The 15,692-nt window shown below is 54.0% G+C and carries 14 protein-coding genes and 2 pseudogenes; all 16 read right to left on the bottom strand.

Going from position 1 to position 15,692, the window contains the following annotated elements; all coding sequences use genetic code 11:
• Positions 1–2 precede the first annotated feature (2 nt).
• Entirely contained in the window at positions 3–1,607 is a 1,605-nt protein-coding gene (urtB, locus tag MELB17_RS20515) for an urea ABC transporter permease subunit UrtB (protein ID WP_007352265.1), read from the bottom strand.
• A gap of 123 nt (positions 1,608–1,730) precedes the next feature.
• Complete coding sequence (gene urtA / locus MELB17_RS20510) at positions 1,731–3,029, bottom strand: urea ABC transporter substrate-binding protein (RefSeq protein ID WP_007352264.1); 1,299 nt, start codon at positions 3,027–3,029, stop codon at positions 1,731–1,733.
• Positions 3,030–3,312: 283 nt separating this feature from the next.
• Positions 3,313–4,539 (bottom strand): diguanylate cyclase domain-containing protein, encoded by a 1,227-nt coding sequence (locus MELB17_RS20505; RefSeq protein ID WP_227499000.1) that lies wholly within the window; start codon positions 4,537–4,539, stop codon positions 3,313–3,315.
• Positions 4,540–4,554: 15 nt separating this feature from the next.
• Positions 4,555–4,863: pseudogene (locus MELB17_RS20500) on the bottom strand (IS3 family transposase); the annotation flags it as partial.
• Positions 4,864–4,977: 114 nt separating this feature from the next.
• Positions 4,978–6,018: a tyrosine-type recombinase/integrase gene (locus MELB17_RS20495; protein WP_007348147.1), complete on the bottom strand. Its 1,041-nt coding sequence runs from the start codon at positions 6,016–6,018 to the stop codon at positions 4,978–4,980.
• Positions 6,015–6,974, bottom strand: coding sequence for a tyrosine-type recombinase/integrase (locus MELB17_RS20490; RefSeq protein ID WP_007348148.1), 960 nt, complete (start codon positions 6,972–6,974; stop codon positions 6,015–6,017). The genes MELB17_RS20495 and MELB17_RS20490 overlap by 4 nt, the downstream gene beginning before the upstream one ends.
• On the bottom strand, positions 6,971–8,182 hold the full coding sequence (locus MELB17_RS20485; protein ID WP_007348149.1) for a tyrosine-type recombinase/integrase: 1,212 nt from the start codon (positions 8,180–8,182) through the stop codon (positions 6,971–6,973). The genes MELB17_RS20490 and MELB17_RS20485 overlap by 4 nt, the downstream gene beginning before the upstream one ends.
• Positions 8,183–8,324: 142 nt before the next feature.
• Positions 8,325–9,196 (bottom strand): annotated as a pseudogene (locus tag MELB17_RS25880) (IS3 family transposase); the annotation flags it as partial.
• A gap of 30 nt (positions 9,197–9,226) precedes the next feature.
• Entirely contained in the window at positions 9,227–9,580 is a 354-nt protein-coding gene (locus tag MELB17_RS20470) for a hypothetical protein (protein WP_007352260.1), read from the bottom strand.
• A 164-nt stretch (positions 9,581–9,744) separates the two neighbouring features.
• The gene (locus MELB17_RS20465) at positions 9,745–10,602 is read right to left on the bottom strand and encodes an ABC transporter permease (RefSeq protein WP_007352259.1); all 858 of its coding nucleotides are present in this window, start codon (positions 10,600–10,602) and stop codon (positions 9,745–9,747) included.
• Positions 10,599–11,480 (bottom strand): ABC transporter permease, encoded by an 882-nt coding sequence (locus tag MELB17_RS20460; protein WP_007352258.1) that lies wholly within the window; start codon positions 11,478–11,480, stop codon positions 10,599–10,601. The genes MELB17_RS20465 and MELB17_RS20460 overlap by 4 nt, the downstream gene beginning before the upstream one ends.
• Positions 11,477–12,628 carry an ABC transporter ATP-binding protein gene (locus MELB17_RS20455; protein WP_007352257.1) on the bottom strand — a complete coding sequence of 384 codons (1,152 nt, stop codon included), beginning with the start codon at positions 12,626–12,628 and terminating at the stop codon, positions 11,477–11,479. The genes MELB17_RS20460 and MELB17_RS20455 overlap by 4 nt, the downstream gene beginning before the upstream one ends.
• 21 nt (positions 12,629–12,649) lie before the next feature.
• On the bottom strand, positions 12,650–13,723 hold the full coding sequence (locus MELB17_RS20450) for an extracellular solute-binding protein (protein WP_007352256.1): 1,074 nt from the start codon (positions 13,721–13,723) through the stop codon (positions 12,650–12,652).
• Between the two features lie 98 nt (positions 13,724–13,821).
• The gene (locus MELB17_RS20445; protein ID WP_036185738.1) at positions 13,822–14,835 is read right to left on the bottom strand and encodes a zinc-dependent alcohol dehydrogenase family protein; all 1,014 of its coding nucleotides are present in this window, start codon (positions 14,833–14,835) and stop codon (positions 13,822–13,824) included.
• On the bottom strand, positions 14,753–15,136 hold the full coding sequence (locus MELB17_RS25190; protein ID WP_227498999.1) for a RidA family protein: 384 nt from the start codon (positions 15,134–15,136) through the stop codon (positions 14,753–14,755). Before MELB17_RS25190 ends, MELB17_RS20445 begins: the two co-directional genes overlap by 83 nt.
• Positions 15,137–15,336: 200 nt before the next feature.
• Positions 15,337–15,692: AFG1/ZapE family ATPase (gene zapE, locus MELB17_RS20440; protein WP_007352254.1), on the bottom strand; the 356-nt coding region annotated here is incomplete at its 5' end.

The raw sequence follows: 15,692 nt of genomic DNA, 5'->3' as shown, positions 1-15,692 counted from the left end.
CCTTACCCCTCCGCCGCACGGCCTTTCTGGGGAAACAATCCCCGAGGCCGTTTCTGAATGAACAGGATGATCATCACCAGCACCATAATCTTGGCCAGCACCGCACCCACCCAGGGTTCCAGCAGCTGGTTGATGGTGCCCAGCGTCAATCCGGCCAGCAGCGTGCCCCACAGATTGCCCACACCGCCGAACACCACCACCATGAACGAATCGATGATGTAGCTCTGGCCCAGGTTGGGGCCGACGTTGGTAATCTGTGATAAGGCCACGCCCGCCAGGCCGGCAACGCCAGAACCCAAGGCAAAGGTGAGAATGTCGACGCGGGTGGCTCTTATACCCATGGAACGGGCCATGGCCCGGTTCTGGGTAACCGCCCGAACCTCTAGCCCCAGGCGGGTTTTACGCATAATCAGCATCAGCCCGGCGAACACCACCAGGGCAAACCCAATCACGTAAAGCCGGTTGAGAGTGAGTGACAGAGCTTCGTTGATCATCACCGAGCCACTCATCCACTCCGGTGTAATCACCGTGCGGTTCAGCGGGGAAACCACTGTGCGCACCAACTGTTGCAGAATCAGGCTGACACCAAAGGTGGCCAGTAGAGTTTCCAGCGGGCGGCCTTTCAGGTACTGGATAACGGTACGTTCAATCACCACGCCGGCCAGAGCCGCCACCAGAAAACCGGCCGGAATGGATAGAATCAGCGCCAGGCCCGGCTGGCCCGGAAGCAGCTGCTGCATGCCCCAAGTGGTGTAGGCACCCAGCATAATCAGTTCGCCGTGGGCCATGTTGATAACGCCCATTACGCCAAAGGTAATGGCCAGGCCGATGGCGGCCAACACCAGAACCGAGCCCATTGACAGGCCGAAATACAGTGTTTCGGCGGCGCGGTTCAGAGTCAGTTTTTGCTCGATGCTGTCCATAGCTTTGGTGGCAGCCGCAACCAGCGCCGGATCGTCACTGCGCATGGCTTGCTGCAGGGCAGCGCGGGCTTGCGAATTCAGGCTGCCAGACAAGGTTTCAACTGCCGCCAGATCGCCCTGCTCGGCTACGCGGTAGATGGCCAGTGCTTCCGTAAGCGCGGCACGAACTGGCTCGCTCTGTTCGCTATCGATAAGGCCCGGCACGCGCTCGGCGAGTGCACTGTCTACGCTGCCTTTAAGGGCACGGGCGGCGGTTAAGCGGCTGCTTTGGTCAGGGCTTTTCAGGTCAATCACCGACAGGATGTCTTCCAGTTCGCCACGTAACGCGTTGTTAACGCGAACGGTGTCGATGTCCCGGCGGGAGAATTCGCCCAAATTTTCACCGGTCAGTGCGCTTTGCACGGTCCAGTCTCGGCCGCGATTGTCCGTCACGATGATGAATTGCCCGCTGGATTCAATGCGGGCCAGTTTGTTGCTGGCAAACGATTCCAGCCAGCCCCGGGCGCGTTCATCGCCGCTGCTGGCTATGCGATTAACCACGGCTTTTTTTTCTGCAAATGACGAGTCCGCCAGTGCCGTGAGCAGTTGTTGCGCTTCGGTGTCTTCCACCTGGGCCTGAGCAAAGCCCGGCCAGAACAGAGAACAGACAAGCAGAAGCTGACTGAGCAATCGGATGATGCCCATGGTTGATTCCTGTTTTTGTATAAATAAAGAGGTCAGGCGAAAAACGCTGTACTAAAAGAGGCTGTGTTAAAAAGACGGACGGGGAACCACTCCCGCCCGCAAAAAGGTATGGCCGTTTTGGCCTTATTCGGCAGCCACCGCCGCTTTACCGCCGCAGGTTCCAGTGACCACATTGAAGTTGCCGCAGAACATCGGCTTGCGCCAGTCGCTGATCAGGTCTTTTGACCCTGGCAGGAAATCAGACCAGGCATCGCCCACAACCGTTGACGGCGTTTGCCACACCACGGAGAACTGCCCGTTGTCTTGAATCTCGCCAATCAGTACCGGCTTGGTAATGTGGTGGTTGGGCATCATGGTGGCGATACCACCGGTGAGGTTAGGCACGGCAACGCCGATAATGGCGTCTTTCACTGCGTTCACATCGGTGGTGCCGGCTTTTTTCACCGCTTCCACGTACATGTTAAAACCAATGTAATGAGCTTCCATCGGGTCGTTGGTGACGGCATCTTCCTTACCGGTATAAGCAACCCAGGCGTCGATGAAGTCATAGTTGGCTTCGGCATCTACGCTCATGAAATAATTCCAGGCCGCCAGGTGGCCGACCAGTGGGCCTGTATCGATACCCGACAGCTCCTGCTCACCCACAGAGAAGGCGACTACCGGAATGTCAGCGGCATTGATGCCCTGGTTGCCCAGCTCGCGGTAGAAAGGAACGTTGGCGTCGCCGTTAATGGTGGAAACAACCGCCGTTTTCTTGCCGGCACTGCCGAACGCTTTAATATCCGACACAATCGCCTGCCAATCAGAATGGCCGAAAGGCGTGTAGTTAATCATGATGTCTTCGGCGGCCACGCCCTGGGCTTTCAGGTAGGTTTCCAAAATCTTGTTGGTGGTGCGCGGGTACACATAATCGGTACCGGCCAACACCCAACGCTCAACGCCGATGTCGTTCATCAGGTAGTTAACGGCAGGTATTGCCTGCTGGTTGGGCGCGGCGCCAGTGTAGAACACGTTTTCAGACGACTCTTCGCCTTCATACTGAACCGGGTAAAACAGCAAGCCGTTAAGCTCTTCGATAACGGGCAGTACCGACTTTCGTGACACCGAGGTCCAGTTGCCAAAAATAACGTCTACTTTGTCTTTCGCCAACAGCTCGCGGGCTTTTTCAGCAAACAGCGGCCAGTTAGATGCGGGGTCAACCACCACCGGCTCAAGCTGGCGGCCCAGGATACCACCCGCTGCGTTCTGTTTTTCGATCAGCATCAGCATGGTGTCTTTCAAGGCGGATTCGCTGATGGCCATGGTTCCGGAAAGGGAATGCAAAATACCAACCTTGATGGGGTCTTCCGCGGCGACGGCACTAAAAGAAATGGATAGCGCCAGTGCAGAGAGGCCCAGTTTTACGTGTTTTCTGATGCTCATTTCGTCTTCCTTTGCGTCGTGATGGATTGCGCTGTTCGTCAGCAATACAACCCTCACTCTGCATGGAACGTTCCAACCATGATCATTCATCAGCAAATTCAATATGTTAAAGCCAAAAAAACGAATAAGACCGAATAAAATTGAAACAATTTGTAAGCGCAACGCACCAAAACACACGCAGTCAAAAGCCCCATGCTCACAGTTGGTGCACGCAAAGATATGCAAAGTCAGATTTACAAATAAGGGGGTGGGGTTGTTTCAGCAACACAGGCTTCAGAAGGTGCTAGTGCTCAGCGGAAAAGAACCGGATATTATTCTTACCCACGCTTTTGGCGGCATACATTGCACTATCGGCATTTATGATTAAATCCGAGGAGCTGTCCCCGTCAGCGGGGAAAGTGGCAATACCCAGCGATACGCCTATCTGGACCACGACACCAAGAATCTCTATAGGCTCATTAATCGAGGCAACAATACGGTTCGCGACTTCGGTAATTTCGTCTCTTCCCCGTGGGTTGTTAAGGAGGAATATAAACTCATCGCCACCCACACGGGCTATGGTATCGGAGCTTCGCACCAGCGCCAGCAACCGTTTCGCCACGTCTTTTAACAGGTCGTCCCCAAACTTATGACCCAGTTGGTCGTTTACCAGCTTAAACCCGTCAAGGTCGAGAAACATCAGTGCGAAATGGCTCTCTTCGCGATTGGCGTGGAGAATCTGTTGGTTAATCCGGTCCATCAATAAGGTTCTGTTGGGCAGGTCGGTCAAAGCATCGTGAAACGCCAAGTGCCGGATGTGCTCGTCTTTTTGCCAAAGCGCCGTAATGTCGCTGAATACAGACACATAACGCATGGGTTCACCGGCATCATCAAGCACCATGCTGATGGTCATGCGCTGCAGGTAAAGCTCCCCGTCTTTACGGCGGTTCCATATCTCGCCATGCCAGCGCCCCTTGGCGTTTATTTCCTCCCACATGGACTCATAAAACGCCTGGTCATGCCGATCGGAATGCAGGATACGAGGCGTTTGCCCGACGGATTCCTCAAGGGTGTAGCCCGTAATTTCAACGAACCCTGGATTAACCGATAAAATCACGCCGTTAACATCGGTAATCAAGACACCATCGAGCGTATTGTCGAAAACACACGCGGCCAGCTTGAGCTTTGCCTCAACCTCCTTCAGAACCGTTATTTCGCTGGCCTGAATAGAAAATCCCTGAACCGTACCGTCGGCTTCAAAATCCGGAATATAGTTCCCGATAATATGCCCCACGCTGCCATCGGCTTTGTTCAGGGTGCGTTCGAAGCGCTGGGGTTCGCCAGCCAGCACAGCACGAATATGAGGCTCGTTCATGGCATAAAGTTGCTCGCTGACCAAATCCTGAAACCGAATTCCGATAACGTCCTCAGGCGGCATGCCAAACCATTCACTGAAGGCATTGTTCGCATAACGGCAACGTAAATCCCGGTCCCAATAACCCATCATGTTTGGGGTGGAGTGGTCAAGCACTTTGTGACAACCCAGTTAAGCGGCTTTCCTCAGTTCGACAACCGCTGCTTCATAGCCCATCGGGCTGATATAACCCAGCGTAGAGTGCAGCCGTCGACTGTTATAAAACATCACAACATAATCCAGAATGTCCCGCTGTGATTCCGTGCGGGTCTGGTAGCTTCGCCACTGCACACGCTCCTTTTTCAAGCTCGCAAAAAAGCTCTCAGCGACCGCATTGTCCCAGCAATCGCCTTTGCGGCTCATGCTGCCAACAAAGCCGTTAGCGTGTAGCAACCGCCGATAAGCGTTGCTGGCATACTGAGAACCTCGATCCGAATTAAGCCGAATTCGGCTTAATTCGGATTATGCCGAGGAAAACGTTAAGCCGAGAAACCGTGGCCCTGCCCACTGTTCCTTGAGAACTGGGGCTATTCTTCGGCATAACAATTCCGGTGTTTATCTGAGCGTGTAGAGCATTTGCAGTTTTTCTTCGCTGAGCCATTCCATATCCGATTGGCTGATGCCGGGTGTTGCTGCGTTCATGGCGGCTCTCATCATGTCCAGGGTGGCGAAAGCGTAGAAGGCTGAGGTAGTGCTCATGCTTTCATGTCCGAGCAGTTGCATGATGATCGGCAGTGGGATCCCTTGCTTGTAGAGATCCATCGCCTTGGTTTTGCGCATCATGTGGCAATGCAGTGTGACGGGGATCGAAGAACAGGTGCCTCGGGCGAGGTCCCCAGCCTTCTTGAGTATCGCTGAGACGCTGTCTTCCGAGAGCCGGATGGGCTCGCCGAGATGGCGGCTGTAAAACAGCGGGCGCACGGCGGGCAGGTTTGCCCAGTGAGGGTAGAATTCGTTGAGATAAACCTGAAGGTGTTCGACTGTTTTGTCACCCAAGGGCACGACACGGCTCTTATCTCTTTTTCCGCTGAGCGTCAGGTGCGCCGGTTTCGTCAGTTTGAGCTCGCCCAGGGTAAGGCCGGTGATCTCACCGACGCGTGCTGCGGTCTCGTAGAGGAGTATCAAGAGCATTCGGTTGCGTCGAGACTTCATGGTGGAGCCGTCGAAAGCCGCAAGGATCGATGCGGTTTCGTTCTCCGGAAGGTATTCGATGGGCTTTTTCGGTGGGGTCGGGGCCTTGAGCGTCTTGGCTGCGTCGTTCAGTGCGACCAACCTGAGGTCTTCGCGGGAGACGTAACTGAGGAACGCTTTGACCGCCGTCAATCGCAGGGTCAAGGTTCTTGGCTGGTACCTTTTGGTCTCGCGCATCCAAATGAGCCAGCCTTTGATAAACTTTCGTTCGAAGTGATCGAAGCTGATGTCCTTGCGCTGGATGTGCTGCACCTCGATGAGGTAGTCCACGAAGCATTCCAAAGAGATCCGATACGCTTCGATGGTTTTTGGAGACAGTGCCCTGACTTTGGGCATGTATTCATGCAAATAGTTTCGGGCATAACCCCAGAAATTTGGGGTGGCGTTCCTGATGTCGCGTTTCATTCGAATCCCACCTCCGGCAGAATCCTCTGACTTTCACGAGTAATGTCGGCGTATCCGTTCATGAAATTCGGAGATGTGTGGATATAATAATAGGTGCTGTCCAGCGAAGCATGGCCCATATATCGGGCCAGGTAGGGCAGCATTGCGTTAACGTCAATGCCTTCGGCCATCCACCGTTCGATGTTGGCGTAAGCAAAGTGATGCCGAAAGTCATACGGGCGCGGTTGCTTTCCTTCTAAGGACCGCGGCAGGCCGGCTTCGTCCCAGATCCGGCTGAACATGACCCCAATCCATGCTGGCGTCACCGGGCTTCCAGTAGAGGACTGGAAGAACACGGTTCGATCGTTCCCGAAGACGTGGCGTGATGCGTGATCGCAATCAGTCAAGATGCCAACGATCTGTTCGGTGAGGGGAAGCTGCCGGCTGCGATTGGCCTTGGACCAATGCACGTCGATGACGCCGTCAGCGAGGTTCACGTCGCCCACTTTCAGCCTGCGCGTCTCGCAAGTGCGAAGTCCGCAGGAATGCATAAGTGCGAAGAACGCGACAGCTTGCCACTTCCACGGTGATGTCGTTTCCAACCGTGCCGCAGCGTGAAAGAACATGCTGATTTCTTCGTGCGTCAGCAGGTATGGCTGGGTGCGGACGAAGCCGGCCTTCCAGTCGTCCGATAAAACGTACGCATTCTGGTTGCCGTTGATTCGTTCCCATCGGCCAAAATCCCTGATGTAAGACATCCACGATCGAGAGCTATTGGGCTGGCTCGATTGTCTGAGGACGACCCACCCTTCAACAGTGATTCGGTCGAAGTTTTTCAGGCCGCGTTCAGAGCAGTAGCGGTCAAAATTCCTCAAATACCACACGCGGGAATTGCCGTGAAAGCCCATGCTTGTCTTGAAGGCGAGGTAACGCTCCAGGTCGGGCGCGAACACGCTAGTGAAGCTGGGCCCGTTCATCGCAGCGTTCCCTGATCGAGCGGCAGCGGGAGCACGCAGGCGCGCAGGTGCCCGGTATCCGTGCTCAGATACACGTTGGTGGAATCCGGGCTTGAGTGGCCAAGTACTGCCGATATCGTTGGCAGAGGTGTTCCTGCACGAAGGAGTTTCGACGCCGCATTATGGCGGAGCAGCCTGGTCCCAACCTTCGTGCGGTCCACCCCGGCAGCTGCGAAGACCTTCCTCGTCACTTCATAAATGGAAGAATGATCTGCCAGCTCGGTATGAGGCGCGAGCATACGCAAAAACAGAGGGTCGTCCTTGGAATTCGTCCGCTCATTGAGAACATACTTTGCAAGCTTCCCAGCGATCACAGGGAGCAACGGAAGCGTCAGCGGATTACCGGTTTTCCGCTGCACGATACCGATCGTTGAACCGCGCCAGTCGATGTCCTTCAATCTCAGGGCGATCAGGTCGCACGCCCGTAAGCCCGTCACTAGCGTAAGCAACACGATCGACGCGTCCCGTGCAGAAACCTCGCCATGAGTGCAGGCGTGGACAACGGCCAATTCTTCGTCATTTCCCAGGAGAGGTACGATTCCGTGGTGACGCTTGACGTTAGCCATTTTCAGGGCATTCAGCAGGTCACCACGTCGCGTGAAATTCAGGAACGGACGGAAATTCGTGACCACAGTCCACATCGCAGTTTCAGCCCACCGTCCCCGCAACGATTCGAGAAATCTAAGGATACTGGCACCGTCAGCCATGGCCAACGACGTCAGCCCGGTGCCCTCCAAATAGAGAAGGTAGTCGCAGGCCGCATGACCATAGGCACTCCGCGTGGCCACTGCCAGGCCACGTTGCTCCATCTCCTTTGACCACGAGGCCAATAACGCGGTGAAATCCTCGGACTGCGGACCATCCCCACCCCCACCGCGCTTTTTCGTCGAGAGGTCCACCCGCCCGGTCAGCAGGTAGCCGTCGAAAAGTCGCACCAACCGGCCATAATCAGAACGGCGCTGCGCACTGAACATACCCGTCCGCGGACTCGTCGTCATCGAAGCGAACTCAGCGCCCAAACCAGGCGAATACACTCCGGCCTGTTTCTGTGCCAACAGCGCCAGATACCGAAGTGACTTACGGTACTGACCCATCGTCGACTCCGCGTAGCCGGCCGCTTCCAGCGCGACAACAACCCGCCCACCAATATTGCTGACCATCGTGTCCATAGCAATTCCCTTCGTTCATCTGTGGATACGACGAAGATAACACCAGAACTGGCCTCAAACATTAGGCCGAAGAAATAGCCCTAGTTCTCAAGGAACAGTGGGCAGGGCCACGGTTTCTCGGCTTAACGTTTTCCTCGGCATAATCCGAATGGATGACTAAACCGGGCTTTGGTTGCCGCTGCCAAATGGCCATGTTCAAGGCGTCTGTTACCAACCTAGTGGTCATCCGCGACCCCATGCTCCAACCTACTATCCGTCGACTGAACAAATCGATGAACACCGCCAGATACAGCCAGCCCTCTCGGGTCCAAATGTAAGTGATGTCACCGACGTATGCTTGATCAGGCTCAGCAGCGCTAAAGTCTCGTGCCAGTACGTTGTCGAACACCGGCTGCTTGTGGTCGCTGTTGGTGGTGACCTTAAACTTCCTCCGGTACCGGGCTTTAACGCCGGCCTCGCGCATTAGAGACCGCGCCTTTCGCCGACCCACTGGATAGCCCAGAGCGTTCAGAGCGTGCTTCATCCGCCTGGAGCCATAGCTCTTGTCGCTACTTTGAGCGACCTCCTTCACAGCCTCAATCATCGCCTCGTGCTCCGCATCCGGCAGCCGTTCGCGTTGACGCTGGCAGTACCGATAATAGGCATTGCGACTGACACCCAAAAGCCGACTCATTACGTCGACTGGCCAGGTCTTCTTATGCCGGGTGATGAACGCATACTTTAATGCGTTTCTTTGGCAAAGAAGACCGTCGCTTTTTTTAAGATGTCTTTCTCCATTTTTAGGCGACGATTTTCTTCTCGCAACTGACGGATTTCTAACTGTTCAGCGGTCAGTTTGCCATTCCCTCTGAAAGCTTGCCCATCCACCGATTCATGCTCTTTTATCCAACGCCCCAGCATGTTTGGGTTGATCTCCAGACTGCGCGCCGCGTGGGCTCTTGAATATCCCTGCTCCAGCACAAGGCTGATGGCGTCCAGCTTAAATTCTTTTGAGTACAGCTTTCTTGTGGTCATGTAGGTTCTCCAGGTTCAGGGTATTATTCCTTAACTGGGCTGGTCACATCCATTTAACCACTTCAGGGTGCTATTAATGATGGTTCTAATGAGTTGCTCACTCTTCAGGCTGGCCGCTGATACGGAATCGGCCTGCTTTAGTGCTTCTCTTTGGATGCGATGAGTAACGTGGATATGGTAAGCAATGATTGTGCAGGTAATGGCAAACGTGGCCATCAACAAAAAGTAAAACCCATGCTCAATAAAAGAGTGACTTACAGATAACGGCCATATCGCAATGCTTGCGACCAAGCTGACAACGGCAAGTACAACGAAACAATATTTGGTGCAGGATGAGGTAATTGCCGCATTTGCCAAATGCCTGTGTGTTTTTTGACCGATCATGTCCTATCTCTGGGTATAAGCATACTATTTCCAAAATGTGTCTGTGACGATGCAACCCTCGGCTTCTTACGTGAATTTAGCACAACTTTCAGGTTATTGATGTGAATACCAAGCAGGGGCAAGTGAAAAACACGCAATCTTCTGCGACATGTTATGGGTGCCGATTACGGCTTGGCCGGGCGCTGCACGAACAGCGACACCAGCGCCAGGCACGCGGACCCCACCATCAACAGAACCGACACCGCATTAAGTACAGGCGTTGAACCTTCCCGCAGGCGGTCAAACATGGCGATGGTCAGAGGGGCATCGGAGCCCACCAGCATCAACGTCGTGTTGAAGTTTTCAAACGACATCAGAAATGCCACAACGCCGGCTCCAAATAGCGCGGGCTTCAGGAACGGCAGGGTAACGGTGGCGATTGCGGTCAGGCGGCTGGCGCCCAGGTTCATAGCGGCTTCTTCCTGGGTAATGTCGAATTTGCGCAGGCGCGCAGAGATCACCAAGGTGGCAATGGTGGTCAGGAACGCAAACTGACCAAGAGTGACCAATACCAAGCCCGGGCGCAGGGCTTCTATTTCTATACCAAACTGAACCTCAAACCAGTTGGCCACGGTGCTGCTGAATACCAGAATAGACACCCCGAGTATTACCCCCGGGATCACCAGAGGCATCAGCATCAGCACGTAGAGAAAGTTCTTACCCGGAAACTGTTCGCGCTCGAACAAAAAGGCGTTGCAGGTGGCCAGTGCCAGACTGGCCATGGTGGTGACAATGGCCACCTGAACACTCACACCAATACTGTCGAGCAGGGCGTTATCGTGAAACAGGCCGAGCCTGGGATCGCCCTTACCCAGATACCAGTCCCAGGTGAAACCATTCCACGGCAGCGACGGAAATAATGCGTCGTTAAACGAGAACGCCGCCACAACCACCAGGGGCGTGATTAAAAAAATGAAAAACAGCGTTACATAACTCAGGTAGGAAACCCGAAAGAAACGGCTGCTGGGAATCGAGGGAATCATGACATCACCCGTGTAAACGATTGCCTGGTGATTTTCAGGCCCAACCAGACGATGAGTGACGAGAGTATCAGCAGCAAAATGCCGAAAGCGGCGCCCTGCTCCCAGTTAAAGCGGGTAATAAACTGGGTGTAGATCTGCTCGGTAAACCACAGGCTGGATTTGCCGCCCAGTAACGTGGGGGTCAGGTAGTTTCCGAGCGTGAGCATAAACACCACGATGCAGCCGCTCATAATGCCAGGCATGGCGTGGGGAATTACAATGCTGCGCATCACGTGAAAACTGCTGCCGCCCAAATCGTAACCGGCTTCAATCAGGCTGTTGTCCAGGCTGTCGAGGGTGGTTACCAGTGGCACCACCATGAAAAGCATGGAGGTGTAGATAAGCCCCACCATGATGGCGACGTCGTTATACAGCATTTCAACGGGTTGATCCGCAAGCCCGAACCACTGCAGAGCGCCGCTGATCAGCCCGGTTTCCCGCAGAAGTATCATCCAGCCGTAAGTACGCACCAGTTCGCTGACCCAGAACGGCAACAGGCACAGTATAAACAAGGCAATCCGCGGCCTTCCGGTGAGCACTTTGGCAATGTAAAACGAGACAGGGAAGGCAATAATCAACGTCATCACTGTGGCGACAATCGACATCACCGCGGTGCGAACAAAGGTATTCCAATACAGAGGTTCGGTAAAAAACGCGGTGTAGTTACCAAAGCTGAACGCATATTCCCGCGATGCAATGCGCTCGCGCAGTGACACCAGCACCATATCGATGTGCGGCAGAATAATCAGCAGGCTGAGCCACAGCACGATAGGCGCCAGCAGCAACCAAAAGCCCAGGCGGTACTGGGTACGGTTGAAGTTGCCGCTGGTTTTGCTCATTGCGTGCCCAGCGGCTTCGTATCCGCGGGTGCGACGAAACAGAGGCACTGGCTGGCTTGCCAACTGACATGCACCGATCGGCCCGGCTCTAATGCCTGAAAGTCTGCGGTCTGCGGCAGCGCTACTGTTAGCTCGGCGCCTTCGGCGGTTTCCACCTGAACCCGGCTTTGTGCACCATCAAACAATACGCGCGAAACGGTGACGGCCAGGCAATTGTCTTGTTCCGTTGCTGGCCTGGATGTGCTGATCTGCATCACTTCCGGCCGAACAAACAACGTAACAGGTGCGCCCGCCAGCAACGGTTGGTTGGCGTGGCTCAACAGACGAACGCCCTGCTCGGTCACAATGGTGACAGCGTCGCCAGACTGCGACTGCACTTTGCCTGCGTACTGATTGCTGTCGCCAACAAAGCCTGCCACAAAGGCGGTTTTTGGCTGGTAATAAAGCTCTTGCGGCGTGCCGACCTGTTCAAACTGGCCCTTGTTCATTACTGCTACTTGGTCAGACATAACCAGTGCTTCAGACTGGTCGTGGGTGATGTAAACAAACGTGGTGTTGAACTCACGCTGCAGCCGTTTGAGCTCAATTTTCATTTGCTCGCGCAATTTCAAATCCAGAGCGCCTAACGGCTCATCGAGTAACAACACGGCGGGGTTCAACACCAGGCAGCGAGCTATGGCTACGCGCTGTTTTTGCCCGCCAGAGAGCTGGTCAATGCGCTTGTCGCCGTACCCGGGCAGGTGAACCTTGGCCAGCACTTCATCAATCAGGGTGGCGTGTTCACGTTTGGGGACGCCTTTGCGTTTCAACCCGTAAGCAATGTTTTCGGCCACCGACATGGTGGGGAACAGCGCCAGATGCTGAAACACCATGTTAACGGGCCGCTTGTTCGGCGGCGTATTCAGCACCGACTGGCCTTTGATCAGAATATCGCCGGAATCCGGCTGTTGAAAACCGGCCAGCATTCGCAACAGCGTTGTTTTGCCGCAGCCCGAGGGGCCAAGAATGGAAAAAAACGACCCGCGAGGGATGCTGAACGACACCCCGTCAACCGCGGTAAAATCACCAAAATGTTTGCTCAGCAGGGTGCAGGCAAGATCTTCCTGAACCCCCGCATCGGCGCTCGATGCGCTTGCGTGATCCGACATAGACAACAACCTTAATCGAGCTTATTTTGCGGCTTTCACCCGATCGAGTACCTTACCTTCCATCTCCTCCAAACCGGCGGGAACAGGCGGGTACCAGTTGATATTATCCAGGTCTGCTTCTGGAAAGCTCTGTTTGAACTGGGCCTTCAGCGTGTCATTGACAAATTCATCACTGCCTTTGGATGCCGTAAAGTTACCAGCAGACTCGGTAATACGAGCCGCAACTTCGGGCTGCATTACAAAGTTGATCCACTTGTAAGCGGCGTCTTCTGCTTTGGTTTTGCGCGGCAGCACAAAGGTGTCAATCCAGCCCAGCGCACCGGAGGCGGGCGCCACAAAAGTAATGTCCGGGTTTTCTGAATTAAGCTTCCAGCCACCCGCATCCCACGCCATGGCCGCAGACACTTCGCCGGAGCGCATCAGGTTTAGCAAGGCATCGCCGCCGGACCAATAGGCTTTTACGTTGCTCTTACAGGAGACCAGTTTTTCTTCCACCTTATCCAGAATGGCCTGGTATTTCGCCGTGTCGCCGTAGGCTGCGAAAGGGTCTTCACCCAGTGCGAACGCAAAACCAATCAATGTGGGGCGCTTTAAGCGATAAGACACAGAACCACTTAACGAGTCATCACACAGGTCGGTGTAATCTTTCACCGTGCCTAAGGCCTCGCGGTTGACGATCAGGCCACTGGTGCCCCAAACGTGCGGAACACCGTACACCTCGCCTTCAAATTCGGTGTTCTTTTTAGTGGCGGCCAGCATGGAGGGGATGATATTCGCCGTGTCGATTCTGCTCAGATCCATCGGCTTATAAATATCGAAGTCAGCCTGGGCGCTAACAATGCGGTCCTGGCTTGGTTGGGCCAGGTCGAAGCCCGCGCCGCGTGTGGCGCGCAGCTTTGAAATCATGTCTTCGTTATTGGAGAGGGTTATTTTTACTTCGATGCCAGTTTCTTTCTCAAACTGTTCAACCACATCCTGTGGCGCGTAACCGCCCCATGTCAGCAGCCGAAGTGTTTCAGCCTGGGCCGACATCGAAAACGTCGCTGTTACAGCAGTAACCAGTGTCAAAACCTTGAATTGACGAAGGAATTTCATGATTTGGCCTGTCCTTATGAGCAATGAAAAACGATGAAGTACAATTTATAAGCCTAACTGTAGTGGGTTACAGATTTTTGACAAGGCCACAGCGCACGTTATCGCTTCTCGATCACCACCTTCCCAATATGCTCGCCCGTAGAGAAATATTCGAGTGCTTCGGCGAAGTCGCCCCAGTCATAAATTTTATCAACAACTGGCGGCTGACGAAGCGCCTGGTACGCATTGAGTATTTGAGTCAAAGAACTTGTCGGGCCTACGCCTATTGCCTTTACCTCTGCTTGGTTTGCCAGAATCAGCAGTGGATTAATATCTCCGCCTTTTCCACCCTTGTAACCAATCACATACACCTGTCCACCCATGCGAATAGACTTAAGCGATTTTTCAAACGTGGATGGCCCGCCGGTTTCGACAACATGATCAACGCCTATTCCGTTGGTGAAATCCCTTACGGCTGTCTCCCAATCGGGGCAATCGATGTAGTTAATCGTATGGTCTGCCCCCATTTTTTCCATGGAAGCGCGTTTTTTATCGCTAGAGGACAGCAGTATTGTTCGGGCCCCGTGCATTTTTGCGATTTGCAGGGCAAACGTTGATACCCCTCCCGTTCCTTGTATCAGAACCCACTCACCCGCTTTTATTTGCCCTTTCACCACCAAAGCTTGCCAGGCCGTTACGCCCGCACACGGAAAAGTGGCCGCTTCAGCCAGCGATATCTCGTCCGGAATTTTTACAAGACCGCTTTCATCCAACACTGTGTAGTCGCTCAATACGCCATCCCGATGCCCACCCAGTGCTTTAGGAGACCTTGCGTACTTTAATTCCCCACTAGCCCAGCTCTGCCAAAAGCTGGTGACAACACGATCTCCAGGCTGCAAAAGACTAACACCCTCACCAACTTCGATAACTTCGCCAGCTCCATCTGAAAAGGGCACCAGTCCTGGCTGGAACGCTTCACTGTATATTCCGTTGATTATTTCCAAATCACGGTAATTAAAAGAGACAGCCTGTATTTTTATCAGAACGTCATTAGCGCCTAACGGTGGTGTTTCGAAGTCGGCAACCTGAAGGTTGGCAATGCCCGGCTGGAATCCCAGTATTGTTTTTTTCACGGATAAATCCTTTTTTTGGAAAATTAGTCGGGTCGGGTGGCCAGGGTTCGGAAAAATAACGATGACGCATTGCCATAATATGCTCGACACCAGACCCCGCAGACTCCAGTGCCCGCTTGATACTGAGCATGGCCTGTTCAATCTGAGCAACAATATCTCCTGGCCCAACAACTTCGCCCGCATCATTAATGCTAGCTTTACCGGACAGAAAGAGAAGATTGCCCACGCAGTGCCCTTGGCCATTGGCAAAAGCGCTCAATACATCAGGTTCTACCCGAATCGGCACTGTTCCAACGGTCATGTTGCTGCCCTTTTAAAATGGCTATTAAGTAATCATAGCAAGGTCGGTGCCAACCCATAAAAAGGCGACCCATTAGAATTCAAGCAATTAAAAATATTGAATTTAGAGCGGCAGAGGTCGGAGGCTATAAAGCCCAACTCATTCGCCAACCCGTTCACTATGGACATCAATCTGTTCGCTCTGCAATAGAAGGGGTCAACTTACTGCCCAAACCGCTGAAACTGCATTTCTTGCAGGCGGCTCAGGGTGCGGCGAAACGGGAAACCCAGCGCGCCCCGGCTGTATAGCTGGTTTAGCGGCACGGACGCGCTCAGGTACAGCGGAATACTGCGGTCGTAGCACTCATCTACCAGCGCAATGAATCGGCGCACGCCGTCATCCTGGCGCGACAGCGCAGGCAACTGGCGGTCTCCGGCGGCCACCTGGGTTACGCCATCTTCGGTGCCACGGGCAATCGCCGTTTGTTGCCCGGCGCCTGTAAGCTGGGGCACGTCGCTCAAAAAAATATGGGAGAAACAATCACACACCTCGATAAAATCTTGTGCGGCCAGTGGCT

The organism is Marinobacter sp. ELB17, from assembly GCF_000169375.1.
Lineage (GTDB): Bacteria > Pseudomonadota > Gammaproteobacteria > Pseudomonadales > Oleiphilaceae > Marinobacter.
The sequence above is the reverse complement of the archived record's forward strand: the minus strand, read 5'-3'. Positions and strand labels throughout refer to the sequence as shown.

Bases quoted from the DNA above. Each gene is read 5' to 3' on its own strand.
- MELB17_RS20485 (WP_007348149.1), bottom strand. From the start codon at position 8,182: ATGGACACGATGGTCAGCAATATTGGTGGGCGGGTTGTTGTCGCGCTG.
- urtA (WP_007352264.1), bottom strand. From the start codon at position 3,029: ATGAGCATCAGAAAACACGTAAAACTGGGCCTCTCTGCACTGGCGCTA.
- MELB17_RS20495 (WP_007348147.1), bottom strand. From the start codon at position 6,018: ATGAAACGCGACATCAGGAACGCCACCCCAAATTTCTGGGGTTATGCC.
- MELB17_RS20450 (WP_007352256.1), bottom strand. From the start codon at position 13,723: ATGAAATTCCTTCGTCAATTCAAGGTTTTGACACTGGTTACTGCTGTA.
- MELB17_RS25190 (WP_227498999.1), bottom strand. From the start codon at position 15,136: ATGACCGTTGGAACAGTGCCGATTCGGGTAGAACCTGATGTATTGAGC.
- MELB17_RS20470 (WP_007352260.1), bottom strand. From the start codon at position 9,580: ATGATCGGTCAAAAAACACACAGGCATTTGGCAAATGCGGCAATTACC.
- MELB17_RS20455 (WP_007352257.1), bottom strand. From the start codon at position 12,628: ATGTCGGATCACGCAAGCGCATCGAGCGCCGATGCGGGGGTTCAGGAA.
- urtB (WP_007352265.1), bottom strand. From the start codon at position 1,607: ATGGGCATCATCCGATTGCTCAGTCAGCTTCTGCTTGTCTGTTCTCTG.
- MELB17_RS20490 (WP_007348148.1), bottom strand. From the start codon at position 6,974: ATGAACGGGCCCAGCTTCACTAGCGTGTTCGCGCCCGACCTGGAGCGT.
- MELB17_RS20460 (WP_007352258.1), bottom strand. From the start codon at position 11,480: ATGAGCAAAACCAGCGGCAACTTCAACCGTACCCAGTACCGCCTGGGC.
- MELB17_RS20465 (WP_007352259.1), bottom strand. From the start codon at position 10,602: ATGATTCCCTCGATTCCCAGCAGCCGTTTCTTTCGGGTTTCCTACCTG.